The organism is Amycolatopsis sp. cg13 (assembly GCF_041346965.1).
Lineage (GTDB): Bacteria > Actinomycetota > Actinomycetes > Mycobacteriales > Pseudonocardiaceae > Amycolatopsis.
In genome coordinates this window covers 8,606,712-8,620,352 of sequence record NZ_CP166848.1, presented here as the reverse complement: position 1 = coordinate 8,620,352, position 13,641 = coordinate 8,606,712, and the positions used below count along the sequence as shown (strand labels likewise).

Below are 13,641 nucleotides of genomic sequence, written 5' to 3'. Positions count from 1 at the left end.
TTTCGTCACAGGTTCCGAGCTCACGTTACGAGACTAGGCCGGTCGCGCGCGGCCCGGCACCGGGGTGGGTTTCGCGCCGGATCGCTCGCTTGCGGTGTTTGCCCTGGTCGAGCCGGGTTGCCGGGCGGAACCCGGTGCGTGGCAAGGCTTTCCTCTATGCTCCGCCGATGACCAGCAGCCGTCGCCGCCGCCCGACGCTGGACGACGTCGCGGAGGCGGTCGGGGTGTCGCGCGCCACTGTGTCCAACGCCTACAACCGGCCTGACCAGCTGTCGACGCAGTTGCGGGAACAGATTCTGCGCGTAGCGGGTGAACTCGGTTACCCCGGCCCGAACCCGACCGCCCGCAGCCTCGCCACGAGCCGCACCGGCGCGATCGCTTTCCTGCTCGATTCGTCGCTGTCGGCCGCCTTCTCCGATCCCGCGCTGTCGATCACCCTGGACGCGCTTGCGAAAACCGTAGAACCGACCGGCAATGCCCTGTTGCTGCTGCCCGGCCGCGAAGCCGAGGAGGGCCCGCCAGCGTCGCGAGTCCTGGCCGCACAAGCGGATATCGCCGTGGCTTACTCGCTCGCCGACGGCACTCCGGCGCTGGAAGCCGTGCGGGCACGGGGTTTGCCGCTGGTCGTCATCGACCAGCCGCCGCTACCGGACACGGCCCGAGTCGGCTGCGACGACCGCGGCGGCGCATCGTTGGCCGCGCGCCATTTAGTGGAGCTAGGACACCGGCGGTTCGGAATCCTGGCCGCACCACGGCTTTCCGCGGTCACCAGCCCTTTCCACGGCACCCGGGAACGCCTCGCCGGCTACCTGGACACACTGGCCGCCGCCGGAATCACCGACATCTCCATCACCGAAGCCCCGTGGCTGTCCGCCTCCACTGCCCGCGCCGCCGCCACCGACCTGCTCACTGCCGCTGTGCGCCCGACTGCGCTGTTGTGCATGTCCGACCAGCTGGCCTTCGCCGCGATCGCCGCCGCCCACCGGCTGGGCCTGCGGGTGCCCGCCGATGTGTCGATCGTCGGCTTCGACGACACCCCGCAAGCCGCATGGTCTGAACCACCTCTCACGACCGTCCGCCAAGACCTGGCAGGCAAGGGCCGCGTCGCCGGCGAACTGGTGATGGACCTGCTGGCGGGGGAGCCGATCCCGCCGCCGGTCGAACTCCCGGTGTCGCTGGCCGTCCGCGAAAGCACCGCGGCGATTTAGCAAGACCGTTCGGCGATCTGTGGACAACTAGGTCTCTTCTGGGTGAAGGGAAACTACTTGTCCACAGACGTAGGAATGCGGGCAGACAAACCGCACGGAACCGGCCAAGGTGGAGACATGCCCGGTTTCCCGGGATACCGCCGGCCTCTTCGCCCGGCACCGCTTTCGATTGAGGGGGAGTTCCCACGATGTTCCGCCGTCTGCTGCCGTCCCTGCCGTTCCCCGGCCGCCGCACCTGGCCCGCCGCCGCCCCGTCCCGCCTGCCCGGCGTATTGCTGCTGGTCACCGCCGGTCTCCTGACTGGTTCGGGCCTGGCTCAAGCCACGCCCGCCACTCCCCCGGCACCCGCCTGCAACGCGGGAGAGTTCTGCCTGTGGGACAGCGAAACCTATTCCGGCGGGGCACAGAATTATGACCTGCGCACGGCAAATCCGGGTGATTGCATTCCCCTGCCCGAGGGATTCCAAGGACATTCCTTCGTCAACCGGATGACCCGCGACGTCACGATCTACCAAGGAGCGGACTGTTCCACCGAGGGCGATTTCATCACCTATCCGGGCGGTGGCACGTACGTTCCGCAGTCCCCGTTCGCGGTGCGTGCCCTGAAAGTGTGGGAATAACCCGAGACCGGGCCAGGCGAACAAGGCGAGCTCCAGGCCGAGTCGACTCGCAGCCGAAGTTCGCCGGCCCGGGGGCCGCACCCCCGAGCGGCCCCCGGCCCGTGGGCGCGCAGCCCGGAACACCCGCGCCCACGGGCCCCTGACCCCTCGCCCTCCCGCTCCCGGCCCCGACCTGGGAGCGGGAGGCGAGGCCTGGGTGCCGTCGCAGAGGCCTTGGGGTCCTTCGCAGGAGGCTTTGGGTTCCGTCGTCGGAAGGATCTGGGTTCCATCGCGAGGGGCCTTGACTTCCGTTGTTGCGGGGCTGCGTCCCGTCGCGGCAGGTCAAGCTTCCGCCAGGGCTGGCTTGACTTCGTTCGCAGCGGCCCCGGGTTCCGCCACGGCAGGTCAGGCTTGCGTCGCGGCAGGCCTGGGTTCCGCCACGGCAGGTCAGGCTTGCGTCGCGGCAGGCCTGGGTTCCGCCACGGCAGGTCAGGCTTGCGTCGCGGCAGGCCTGGGTTCCGCCACGGCAGGTCAGGCTTGCGTCGCGGCAGGCCTGGGTTCCGCCACGGCAGGTCAGGCTTGCGTCGCGGCAGGCCTGGGTTCCGCGGCAGACCTCAATTCCGTCGCGGCAGGCCTGGCTGCCGTCATGGTTGGCGTGGGTTCCGCCGTGAGAGGCCTTGGCCCCCGTCGTGATCCGCCGCAGTTCAGGCGGATGCCCGCCCGCCACCAGATTCGGAAGGCGGTCCGCCCGGTCCACCACCACGCACTAGTGCCCTCGCGCCAGACTCCGGTGGATCAGCCCGGCACGCACCGGCGGTCGCCGGGCAACGCTGCGGCGGCCGACCCGCCCTTTCGCGGCGACCTCTCGTGAGACCCGGGGACCTGCCACTGACCCGATGACGCCACGCGCAAAGCCGCCCGCCGAACCACACGCGGTCCGCCCCGACACCTCGCCGCCCGACCGCAACCGCCGAACCGCCTAACCGTCGCTGCCCAGCCAGACGTCCTACATCACAAGATCGCCACAGTCTCCACCAGCCACGAAGCCCGCACGTCCGCCCCGCCTGCCGCCCCAGCCAGGAGATCCAGGTGCCCAAGCTGCACAAACCGCCACCCATCAGCCGTCCAGGGCTGTTCTCCCGAGCAGTGCGTACCGGAACCGTCGCGCGCTGTGGCATTCCGCCCCCGGAGGCCCGCAAATCCGACGAACCGAGGCTGAAACGATTCGACGGTGTCGAACGATCGAGAGATTGGCGATGACTAAGCTGCCCATGCTGGAGGTCAGCAGCTGTCGGCCACCCGGGCCCTCGTAGCTCAGCTGGATAGAGCAAGAGCCTTCTAATCTCTAGGTCGCAGGTTCGAGTCCTGCCGGGGGCACAAACAGCCTGGTCAGGGGAACCCCTGACCAGGCACGGCTCACACCCGGGTGGTCGAACCGCCCGCGACCCTCAGTACCGCCGGGCCTCTCACCGCAAGCCCGCGTCGCCTCCTCCGGCAGTCCCGTGGCACGGCGTCACTACCCGCCATCACGACGTCTCAACCAGGCCGAAACGCATTCGTGATCTTGCCCTCAACCAGCTCGTCCACGCCAGGAACTCCCCATGCCCGACCCCAGCCGCCGGTCGCGAAACAGAGCCGCCCGAGCTCTCTTCGAGGAAGCCCGCCGCGCCGGACTCGTCCAACGACACCTCCGCAAACTCCACCACCTCGCCCGGCACCCGCACTCACCCACAGCAAGCACAGCGCGACCAGTCGCGACCCCAGCCGCTGTCGAAGCAGCATCAACGCACCAGCCTCCAACACGCCGACGAAGTCGTCCACCAGCGGGGCAACTCGCGCTCGGTATTGACCTCGCCCACCCTGCGACAACACCGCCGCACCGACCGTCCACAGAGGCCGCCGCGCCGGACGAAGCCGCCTGACCGCCGCCCAAACAGAACCATCCACCTCGAGCCCCGGCGAGGCTTAACCCCAGGCACCTCGGCGAGACACCTGCCTGGCGAGCATGCGATGCCAGTCCAGGACATAGACAGGTCTCACGTCGACTCTGTCTGCCGCGTACCCGAACCCACTCCGGTGGACCGGGGGCGCGCAGCCAAGGCAATGGCACCCGGGTCAAGCTCGACTCGAGATCTCCGGCATACATCTTCACCGACCGAACTCCTCGTCGAAACGCTCGGACAGCGGCGCAATAGACACCGACGAACGTCGCCGCACTAGCGACACGGCTGCCCTGCCATGAAGACTCCGAACCGAAGCCAACATCGACGAGGCAAACGCAGCCCTTGATGAAGCCGCACTGAAGCGGCCAGGCAGTCATCACAGCTTCAGCGCGGTCGCATCCGGTGCCTGCGAGAGGGTTGCAGAGGTCTGCCGCCAGCGTCCGCAGAAGAAGGACGCTGACGTCCTGGATCCGGCAAGCTGCGCGCAAGCGGCACCGACCTCAGCCACCTATTGCCTTCGTCCGAGCCAGAGCCTCCCGCCTGCTTCGCTTCGCGGCTCCGAGGACGCAAGATATTCGAGCACCTTCCGACTCCACGCCGTTGTCGCCCCTGCCCACGGCGATTACCGCGGTTCCGGGAACTTGCAGCGCCGCCGCGTCATTCGCCGCGACCTCGTCAGCCACCACAACCGTCATCGAAACTCCTCTTCCGACAACAACAGGTCGTCGCTTCGGAGAATCCGTTACCGGCAACGGTCGTCTGGATCGACACGTAGTCGAACTTCCCTGCAGGACAACACGCCTGAGCGGGTCGAACGGCGCGCCAGAACCAATTTTCAAGCGACACAGCCGTTGCAGGCGAGGCACAATGCACCTCACGTTACGACCACGAAGGAAACCACGTGTCTGATCAGTTCAATCCCAACCAGCTTCGCAACCCGCGGACCCATGGGCCAAGCGTGCCGCGCCGTGATGTACGGGCGAGCTTCACCGACGAGACCATCACGGTTTACCAGGCGTACTCGCGGGAAATAGCCGACGTGGCAGTCGAATCCCAGACGTTCGCGCCGCCGTTCAAGCGCGAGCGGATGACCTGGATCAAGCCCTCGTTCCTGTGGATGATGTACCGATCCGGGTGGGCGACCAAGTCCGGCCAGGAACGCATCCTGGAAATCCAGATCACCAGGGACGGCTTCGAATGGGCGCTCGCCCACGCCGCCCTCAGCAGCTACGAACCCGGCACCTACGCCAGCCAGCGGCAATGGGCTGAGCGCAAGGACGCCAGCCCGGTCCGCATCCAGTGGGATCCTGACCGGTCGGCGACCCTCGCTCCGCTCGACCGGCGCGCTATCCAGATCGGGCTCTCCGGCGAGGCTGTCGACCGGTATCTCGACCAGTGGATCACCAGGATCACGGACATCACTCCACTCGCCGCGCGTGTGCACCGCTGCGTCAGCTCCGGCCGTCTCGATGCCGCCCAGGAAGAACTGCCGGTCGAACGAATCTATCCCGTGCCCGCGCCCATTCTCGGTCTCATCGGGGCGAGCGAGCCTCAGTCCAGCGAGTTGTCATGAATCGGGCGGGCCGCCACGTCGGACGAAGGCGTCAGCACGACTACTTCGATAATCACTACCAATCTCAACGGCGCCGCGATCCGACATAGACCGCGCGGGGGCGCATTCGCGACGGTCGTTCGTAGGCTTCTGCCGCGTGGGCGAGCCAGCCTGCTGTCCTTGCCACGACCACCAAACCCGTCGATGTTTCCTCGGGCCAGCGGTGAAGCCAAGTCATCGCACCGAGCGCGAAGTCGATGTTGGGTTTGGGCAAGCCGTGCCGGGATGCCGATTTCAGTAACGTCCGTACGAGGTCCAGGCGGTCGCTCTCCTCGTGGGCGAGCTGGAGAGCGGCCAGCAGATGCGGGGCACGGGGGTCGAAGTCGGTGTACACCGGGTGTCCGAAACCTGGCAGCGGACTACAGTTCCGCGCGTCAGATTCCACAGTGGACAGTCCTTCCTCTGCTGCCCGTCGCAGCATTCGGTGGACATCGCGGGCGGTTCCGCCGTGATCGATGGCTCGCATGGTCTGGATGCCGATGTCCACGACGGCGTAGGGATCCGCGCCGTTGGTGGCTGCGATCCGGGACGCGAAGGTCGATGCCGCTAGTTCGTGATCGGCGAGCAGGCACAGGGCAAGGTCGACCGGCACCGAAGGACGGGGGTTATCGCGGTCGAGCTCAGAGGTGATGGTGGCCGCGACCGAACTGGACGCCGGGGGCGGGTCTGGGTGCGCCGAGATCGCCGCGGCCAGGGCCGGGATGAGTCGCCTGCCGACGTCGGCGGCAGCGTCCGGTCCTCGGTCGGGGCGTGCCGGATCCAGCATGCCCAGGACCGATACTACCGTGCTCATCCGGTCGAGTACGCCTGCGGTTTCGGGAAGCGCGGCGAGCACGCGGGTGATCTCCCGGCTGTTCGCGCTCGGCCAGAAAACCGGGCCAGGCGGTAAATTCGCGGTCCAGAGCAGCTCCGCGACGTTCTCGAAACTCTGGTCCAGCAGGTCCTCGATCGGGTAACCGCGAAACGCCAGCGCGCCGGCCGGGCTGAGGTCGGTGACGGCGGTCTCGACGCGGATCTCGACCTGACCGGCTCGTTCTCGTTTCGCCGTCCGGGCGGCGAGCGCCTCGACCTGTGCGCGTTCGTATTGGGATCGACGGCCGCCACCGCCGCGCACGGGGCGCGAAGTCAGGACGCCTCGGCTCGCGTAGGCGTACAGGGTGCGCATGGTGACGCCCAGCCGATTCGCGGCCTCGGCAGCGGTCATCCATTCGCCGTCCATGCCAGGACCATAGTGAACTCAATCAACGTTGACAACGTTGATTCCCGCTGGCCAGAGTCAGTACATGGCCAAAACGAACAGGGGCGCGCGACAGGCGCGAAAGGGCGGACTCGGGCCACGTTTTCTTGGCTTATGGTGCTCCACCGCGCTCTCCGACACCGGCAACGGCATTTTCCTCATCGGCGCGACGCTCCTCGCCATCCACACCTTGGAAAATCCTGCCCTCGTAGGACTTCTGCTCACCCTGGCGACAATTCCGTGGCTTGTCGCGGCGATTCCTGCGGGAATCGTCGTGGATCGCATGGACGGGCACCGCGTCATCCAGATCGCCAACCTCGTGCGTGCGGGAATAATGCTCGCCATCGGCATAATCAGCACCACGGGGCACATTTCAGCCGTTATTCTCGTCGCAGCAGTCTTTATTTCGGGGGTGCTTCAGACTTTCGTCGACGGTGCGGCGGAAGCACTCGTCCCCGAAGTCGTCGACCGCGACCGGCTCTCGGACGCGAACGGGGCGCTCTCGGTGTCGACTCGGGTCTTCTACCAGTTCCTCGGACCGCCGATCGCGGGGCTGGCCTACGCGCTCTGGCCATCGGCACCGTCGCTGCTCTCCGGTGTGCTTTGCGGGATATCGACGTTGTGCATTGCCGCGGTACGGCAGCCGTGGCCGCACCGGCGTGGCGGCCAGGGCAAGGTCGACTTCCGGAGCGGCCTGCGGATCGTGGGCCGGAACCGGATTCTCAAAGCAGCTATCGCCATCAGTTGCGTAACCAGCATCGCCAACGGCATCTATCTGACTGTCTTCGCCGTTTACGCCAACTCCGACACCGGTCTTGGCCTCACCCCGGCGACTTACGGAGTGCTTACCGGTCTCGTCGGCGCCGGGGCGGGAGTCGGGGCCTACCTCACGGGCCGGGCCGAACGGTTCTTCGGCGAGGTCCGCACCATGCGGCTCACCCGGGTCGGCTGGGCTTTGCTGTTTCTCAGCCCATTGCTGCGCTCTCCCTGGCTCATCGCGCCCGTCATGGTCGCGGGAAGCGCGTTCGGGGCGATGTGGGCCGTCCAGGCGATGAATCTGCGTCAACGCGCCACCAAACCGGGCCAGCGAGCCCAAGTCTTGGGTGTCTTTCGAGCCTTGACCTACGGAGCCACGCCGCTCGGGAGCCTGGCGGCCACCGCATTCCGCGACACCGTCAGCAGTCAACTCCTGCTCGGTGTGGCAGCTGCTCTCACCACTGCCACGATCGCCCTTGTTCCCACCAGCGAAAGCCTCGCGGTGAACACGGCGGGCGATGCGCAGCCGTGATCACCGGACGGTTTCCAAGCCCGCCGTTCTCGGCTGCTGTCCCGATAAGAAGGCGACGGCAGCGGGCGTGCTCCCCGACCGAGCAGCCACGTCGTAGGGTCTTGATTCGAACAACGCGCCAAACCGGGGAGGGTTCAGATGGCTGACGATGTTCGGCGGCGGGAGCAGGTGCTCGACGGGCTGGATCCCGAACAGCGTGCGGCTGTGCTGGCACCGTCGGGTCCGGTGCGCATTCTTGCCGGGGCCGGGACCGGCAAGACCCGGACCATCACTCGCAGGATTGCTTATCTGGCCCTGACAAATCAGGTCAAGGCCACCGAGATCCTCGCGGTGACCCATTCCAACCAGGCCGCGGGCGAGCTGCGGGATCGCATCCGGGCGTTGGGAGTGTCCGTGCAGGCCCGGACGTTCCACAGCGCGGCGATGGGCCAGCTGAAACATTTCTGGGCGAAGACCGGCCTTCCCGGAGACGAGCTGCGGATGATTCACGACGTCCCGGGCGGTCAGGGATCCTTTCTCCGCAAGGCGCTGGAAGCCGAGGTGCGGTCGGTCGCGACCACGGATGTTCGGGACCTCAAGGAGGAAGTCGACTGGGCGCGGCGGAGCCGGCTCACGCCGGACCAGTACGCGCAAGTGGCGAATGCGAGCGGACGGAAGCGAAACCTGCCCGCCGCGGTGCTGGCGGCCGGCTACAAACGGTACGAGCAGGCGAAGCGGTCCCAGGCTGTGCTGGACTTCGGTGACACTATCGAGCAGTGCGCGCTTCTTCTCGAAAACGACCGTGCGGCGGCAGCGCAGTTCCGAGACCGGTACCGGTGCTTCGTAGTGGACGAGTACCAGGACACCGACCCCGCGCAGGAGCGCCTGCTGGCGGCTTGGCTGGGCTCGGGCCGCGATGTGACCGTCGTGGGCGATCCCAACCAGACCATCTTCTCGTTCAAAGGGACCGACCCCTCCTTGCTCGTCGGGTTCGCCGATCGTTTTCCCGGCGCGGTCAGCATTTCGCTCGACCGGGACTACCGGTCGACGCCTCAGATCGTGGGCTACGCCAACCGGCTCATGGGGCAAGCGTCGGCGGGCGTGGTGCTCAAGGGTCAACGACCCGACGGTCCCGAACCGGTTCTCCGGACCTACGACACCGAAGCGACCGAAGCCGCGGCAGTGGCGGGACGGGCCAGCGAACTCGTCGCCGAGGGCACGGCGGCATCCGAGATCGCCGTCTTGGTTCGGACGAGGTCCCAGGTCTTGTTCTACCGAACCGCCCTGCAGGACGAGGGGGTCGCCACCGAGGTTTTCGACGACGAGAAGTTCTTCGAACGGCAGGAGATCCGCCAGGCGATGACAGCGCTGGCCGATCTCGACGAACGGTCGCCTGGCTTGGCCGGGCTGCGGGAGGTCCTCAAGAAGGCCGGCTTCGACCCGGACGTTCCACCGACTGGGCAGGGCGCCGCGCGCGATCGATGGGAATCGCTGGGAGCGCTGCTGCGGCTTGTCGAACGGACACCCGACGACGCACGGGAAACCGTCGGCATCCTCCTTCGCGAGCTGGAACGACGGGCGGCCGCGGAGCACGCGCCCCGCGGCGGCGGCGGAGTCACCCTGGCCACCATGCACAAGGCGAAGGGACTGGAATGGGACGCCGTCCTGCTTCCTGGCCTCGCGGAAGGCTTCCTCCCCATCGCTTACGCGACTTCGTCGGCGGAGGTCGACGAGGAACGCCGCCTGTTCTACGTCGCCGTTACCCGGGCCAGGGAGCGGCTGGAACTTTCGCACGCCATGGTCAGCGAAAAGGGGTATCCCCGGAAGCCTTCCCGATTCCTCGACCAGATCGTTCCGGTCCGGCGTTCGTTCCCGGCGGCTCCCGTGCCGGCGCGGAATCCTTACTCGGTCGGCGACCGGGTGGTGAGCACGGCTTTCGGCATGGGCAAGGTGACCGCGGCGACTACAACAGCCGTGACGGCCGATTTCGGCACCCCTTACGGCGTCAAGACAGTGGCGGCGGACCACAAGCTGAGCAAGCTGTGATCCACGGCAAAGCCGGGACCCCGTCCGCGAGGCCCCGGCCGCTGCTCAGGCGACCACCGCTTCTACCAGCCGGACCTGCGATTTCGTCAGGGTGATGCCCACGAACCGCAGGCCGGCCGCGGCGAGCAGCGCGCGCAGCTCGGCACCGGTGCGTTCCCGGCCGCCCTGGGTGACCAGCATGAGCAGGCTCATCGTGGTGGTCACCTCGAGTGCGGGGCCGTCGTCGAGGAGCTGTTCCGCGACGACGATCCGCGCGCCGGAAGGCGCTGCCGCCGCGACGGCACGCAGCGCACGCACCGCGGTGGTGTCGTCCCACATGTGGATCACGTGCTTGAGAAGGTAGACGTCGGCGTGCACGGGTACGGCTTCGGTGGCGTCGCCGGCCACGACGGCGCAGCGCGGGTCGTCCCGCAGCCCGGGATCTACGTTCGCGATGACCTGCGGCAGGTCGAACAACGTGCCGCGTACCGACGGGTTGTGCTCCAGCAACGCCTTGAGCAGGTGGCCGCGGCCGCCGCCGACGTCGGCGACGTGGGCGGCGCCGGACAGATCGAGCGCTTCGGTGACGGAGTCGGCGATCAGCCGTCCGGACCGGGCCATGGCCTGTTCGAACACCGCGCCCGACTCGGGGTCGTCCTCGGCCAGATACTCGAAAAGCGTTTTGCCGTACAGTTTCGGGAACACCGACTCTCCGCTGCGGACCGCCTCGTCGAGCGATGCCCACGTCCGCCACGCGAACGGCGCGCTCGCCAGCAGCACCATGTCCCGTTTGCCGCCGGTCTCGCCGCTGCGCAGCAGTCGCGAAAGCTCCGTGTGCTCGTACCGGTCGCCGCCGACGTCGGCGAACACTCCGCGGACCGCGAGCGCCCGCAACAGCTGGCGCAACGCCCCGGCATCGGCGCCTGCGTCGACCGCCAGCTCGGCGACCGGGCGCGGCTGATCGCTCAGCGCGTCGGCGACACCCAGCCTGACCACCGCCGACAGCGCGGCGGTCACGCCGAGACTGTAGGCGAGCGCGTGCAACCGCAGCGGCGCGGCGACCCCGTCTGATTCCGGCATGTCCAATCCCTCCAGTCAAGTGGGCTTCCTGGCTACCCAAGCCCGCGCCGCTCGGACCGCGCTGGAGGTGAACTGGACTCGAGCGAGCCACGGCCGGCATCGGAGAGAGTGACGGCAGCCGATTCCGACGGAGCGCTGATGCGAATACTGTTCGTCACCTGGAACTCCACCGCCCACCTGCCCGCGATGCTGCCCTTGGCCTGGGCGTTTTCCGCGGCAGGACACGAGATCGCGGTCGCCGCCCCGCCGGAGGACGCCGAGCGCGCCCGCGGGTGGGGGCTGTCCGCGGTCGCCGTCGGGGCCCAGCCGGCGAACGGCGGACCGCCGTCCGGCTCAATGCCCGCCCCGTGGCCCCGCGGCTGGCAGCGCGATCCCGCGCTCCTCGACGACACCGGCCGCGCATTCCTCGCCGGCTTGGCCCGCAAGCAACTCGGCATCGCCGCGGCGATGCTGCCGGACCTGCTCGCCTACGCCACGCCCTTCGCACCCGACGTGGTCATCTATGACGCGGCCAGCCTCGCGGGCGAGGTCGCCGCCACCCGGCTTGGAGTTCCGGCCATCGCCCACTCCTGGGGCCGCGTCGCCCCCGTCCGCCTGCACCGCGACGCCGACGGCGCTCCGCTGCCCGCGTACGCCGACTTGTTCGCCCGATTCGACGCTCCCGTCCCCGACCACGCCCCGCCCGAGTTCGACCCCTGCCCGGCCGCCCTCCGCGCCCCGGGCGACCCGGCTGCCGACCTCCGCCCGATCCGCGCCGTGCCTCGCCTGCCCCCGCAGCCGTACGGCCGTGCTCCCCGCGTCGCCGTCCTGCCCGACGGCCACCACGATCCGCTCGCCCAGCTCGACCTCGACGTCGCAGTCGCCCACGCGGACGGTCTCGCGCTGTCGGCGTGCGAGGTGCTCGTGCACCGGGGCTCGGGGCCGGCGACGCTGGCCGCGGCGGCGAGCGGGGTGCCTCAGATCGTGGTGCCGATGCGGCCGGAGCAGTGGACGGCGGCCGAGCGCGTCGAGGCGGCTGGGGCGGGGAGGCTTTCGGCCAGGATCCCCGACGCGGCGACGATCGATTCGGTGCTCGGCGACGCCGCGTTGCGCGAGGGCGCCGAAGCGCTTGCCGCGGCCGTGCGGACGGCGCCGGCGCCCGCCGAGATCGTGGCGAGGATCGAACAAGGCTCGTTTGCCCTCCAGCACACCACGTCTGGCATTTCCGCCTGACCCGACCGAGAAAGCAGGACAGTAAGCGATGCGTTTTCTGTTCACCACCTTCGCGGCCCGGCCGCATCTCTACCCGATGGTGCCGCTGGCGTGGTCCTGCCTCGCGGCGGGCCACGAGGTTCGCATGGCCAGCACCCCCGCGCTGCAGGACGCGATACACGGCACCGGGCTGCCGTCGCTGTCGGTGGGCTCCGACATCGACGCCGAGCGCTGGTTCGCGAGCGGCAACTTCCGGCCGCACGCCGAGGAATCCGACACGTCGGAGTACGACCCGTGGCGGCGCGTCACGCAGCGGCTGGCCGAGAAGCAGTACAGCGTCTGCGAAGCGATGGTCGACGACCTGGTCGACTTCGGCAGGCACTGGTCGCCCGACGTGCTCGTGCACGACCCCGTGACGTTCGCCGGCCCGGTCGCCGCGGAGGCGCTCGGCATCCCGTCGGTGAGCCACCTCTACGGACTGGCCCGCTTGCTGCGGCTGGAAATCGAGGACTGGGTGGGCGATCAGCCGCGGCCGGGGTTCCTGCGGCTGTTCGAACGATGGGACCGCACGCCGCGCGTCGACCCGACCGCGTGGATCGACCCCTGCCCGCCGAGCCTGCGCTGGCCGGACCAGCGGCCGATCGAACCGCGCCATCCCATGCGCTACATCTCCTACAACGGCCCGGGTTCGGCCCCGAACTGGCTGCTCGACCGGGCGGAGCGGCCGCGCGTGTGCGTCACCTGGGGCACCTCTCAGCAGAAGAAGCTCGGCCCGGCGGTGTTCGAACTGTTCGGCCGGATCGTGCGCGAGGTCGCGAAGCACGATGTCGACGTGCTGCTGCTGACCGGCGGCATGAGCGAAACCGAACTCGCTCACCTCGGCGCCCTGCCGGGCAACGTGCGCCCGCTGGACTGGGTCCCGCTCAACCTTCTTCTCCCGCACTGCTCCGCGATTGTCCACACGGGAGGGACCGGCGTCATGCTCACCGCCGCCGAGGCGGGGATCCCGCAGCTGGCCGTGACGAAGATCCCGGAGGGCGAGTTCAACGCCATGCGCGTGGCCGCGGCGGGCGCCGGACTCCAAGTCCGCCAGGACGACCTCACCGACGGCGCCGCGGGCGACCGCGTCGGCGAACTCCTGCACAACTCCGCCTTCGCCGAGGCGGCCCGCGCGCTGAAGGAAGAGATGGCCGCCCAGCCCGGCCCGGCGACGATCGTGCCGGTGCTGGAAGAGCTGGCCAAGCGGTGAGCGAAGCCGGGCCGCCGGGCCCGGCATTTCCTCGCCAGACGAAAACGGTCCCCCGGACATGGTGTCCGGGGGACCGTTTTCGCGTGGCGGGTCAGTCCACAAAGGCCACTGCGCGAGCCCAGCCCGACGACGATCACGCCGATACTGGAAGAACCGGCCAAGCGGTGAACGAAGCCGGGCCGCCAAGCCCGGCATTTCCTCGCCAGACGAAAACGGTCCCCCGGACAACG

The 13,641-nt window shown here is 68.7% G+C and carries 9 protein-coding genes and 1 tRNA gene; 8 read left to right on the top strand and 2 right to left on the bottom strand.

The genetic code is table 11. The features are described 5' to 3' along the window. Window positions 1-167: 167 nt before the first annotated feature. The 4 genes from AB5I40_RS40345 (at window position 168) to AB5I40_RS40330 (ending at window position 5,323) form a co-directional block, all read left to right on the top strand. The gene (locus AB5I40_RS40345; protein ID WP_370935419.1) at window positions 168-1,208 is read left to right on the top strand and encodes a LacI family DNA-binding transcriptional regulator; all 1,041 of its coding nucleotides are present in this window, start codon (window positions 168-170) and stop codon (window positions 1,206-1,208) included. A gap of 188 nt (window positions 1,209-1,396) precedes the next feature. Beyond that, entirely contained in the window at window positions 1,397-1,828 is a 432-nt protein-coding gene (locus AB5I40_RS40340; protein WP_370935418.1) for a peptidase inhibitor family I36 protein, read from the top strand. A gap of 1,282 nt (window positions 1,829-3,110) precedes the next feature. After that, a tRNA-Arg gene (locus AB5I40_RS40335) sits at window positions 3,111-3,184 on the top strand. 1,467 nt (window positions 3,185-4,651) lie between these two features. Continuing rightward, complete coding sequence (locus AB5I40_RS40330) at window positions 4,652-5,323, top strand: DUF4291 domain-containing protein (RefSeq protein WP_370935417.1); 672 nt, start codon at window positions 4,652-4,654, stop codon at window positions 5,321-5,323. Between the two features lie 64 nt (window positions 5,324-5,387). On the opposite strand, the gene AB5I40_RS40325 is transcribed toward AB5I40_RS40330, so the two are convergent. Then, on the bottom strand, window positions 5,388-6,581 hold the full coding sequence (locus tag AB5I40_RS40325) for a citrate/2-methylcitrate synthase (protein WP_370935416.1): 1,194 nt from the start codon (window positions 6,579-6,581) through the stop codon (window positions 5,388-5,390). Window positions 6,582-6,645: 64 nt separating this feature from the next. Here AB5I40_RS40325 and AB5I40_RS40320 point away from each other — a divergent pair, with 64 nt between their 5' ends. Both AB5I40_RS40320 and AB5I40_RS40315 read left to right on the top strand, forming a co-directional pair. Then, window positions 6,646-7,887, top strand: coding sequence for an MFS transporter (locus AB5I40_RS40320; protein ID WP_370935414.1), 1,242 nt, complete (start codon window positions 6,646-6,648; stop codon window positions 7,885-7,887). Between the two features lie 138 nt (window positions 7,888-8,025). After that, window positions 8,026-9,912 carry an ATP-dependent helicase gene (locus AB5I40_RS40315; protein ID WP_370935412.1) on the top strand — a complete coding sequence of 629 codons (1,887 nt, stop codon included), beginning with the start codon at window positions 8,026-8,028 and terminating at the stop codon, window positions 9,910-9,912. A gap of 45 nt (window positions 9,913-9,957) precedes the next feature. Here the strand turns inward: AB5I40_RS40315 and AB5I40_RS40310 are convergent, their stop codons facing one another. Continuing rightward, complete coding sequence (locus AB5I40_RS40310; protein WP_370935411.1) at window positions 9,958-10,971, bottom strand: methyltransferase; 1,014 nt, start codon at window positions 10,969-10,971, stop codon at window positions 9,958-9,960. Between the two features lie 138 nt (window positions 10,972-11,109). Between AB5I40_RS40310 and AB5I40_RS40305 the strand changes: the two genes are divergently transcribed. Together AB5I40_RS40305 and AB5I40_RS40300 are read left to right on the top strand one after the other, a co-directional pair. Beyond that, window positions 11,110-12,183, top strand: coding sequence for a nucleotide disphospho-sugar-binding domain-containing protein (locus AB5I40_RS40305; protein WP_370935409.1), 1,074 nt, complete (start codon window positions 11,110-11,112; stop codon window positions 12,181-12,183). Window positions 12,184-12,211: 28 nt separating this feature from the next. Beyond that, entirely contained in the window at window positions 12,212-13,411 is a 1,200-nt protein-coding gene (locus AB5I40_RS40300; protein ID WP_370935407.1) for a nucleotide disphospho-sugar-binding domain-containing protein, read from the top strand. Window positions 13,412-13,641: the final 230 nt, after the last annotated feature.

What these genes read in the sequence shown, in the direction of transcription:
- AB5I40_RS40315 (WP_370935412.1), top strand. Translation starts at nt 8,026, where the DNA reads ATGGCTGACGATGTTCGGCGGCGGGAGCAGGTGCTCGACGGGCTGGAT.
- AB5I40_RS40325 (WP_370935416.1), bottom strand. Translation starts at nt 6,581, where the DNA reads ATGGACGGCGAATGGATGACCGCTGCCGAGGCCGCGAATCGGCTGGGC.
- AB5I40_RS40320 (WP_370935414.1), top strand. Translation starts at nt 6,646, where the DNA reads ATGGCCAAAACGAACAGGGGCGCGCGACAGGCGCGAAAGGGCGGACTC.
- AB5I40_RS40340 (WP_370935418.1), top strand. Translation starts at nt 1,397, where the DNA reads ATGTTCCGCCGTCTGCTGCCGTCCCTGCCGTTCCCCGGCCGCCGCACC.
- AB5I40_RS40305 (WP_370935409.1), top strand. Translation starts at nt 11,110, where the DNA reads ATGCGAATACTGTTCGTCACCTGGAACTCCACCGCCCACCTGCCCGCG.
- AB5I40_RS40345 (WP_370935419.1), top strand. Translation starts at nt 168, where the DNA reads ATGACCAGCAGCCGTCGCCGCCGCCCGACGCTGGACGACGTCGCGGAG.
- AB5I40_RS40310 (WP_370935411.1), bottom strand. Translation starts at nt 10,971, where the DNA reads ATGCCGGAATCAGACGGGGTCGCCGCGCCGCTGCGGTTGCACGCGCTC.
- AB5I40_RS40300 (WP_370935407.1), top strand. Translation starts at nt 12,212, where the DNA reads ATGCGTTTTCTGTTCACCACCTTCGCGGCCCGGCCGCATCTCTACCCG.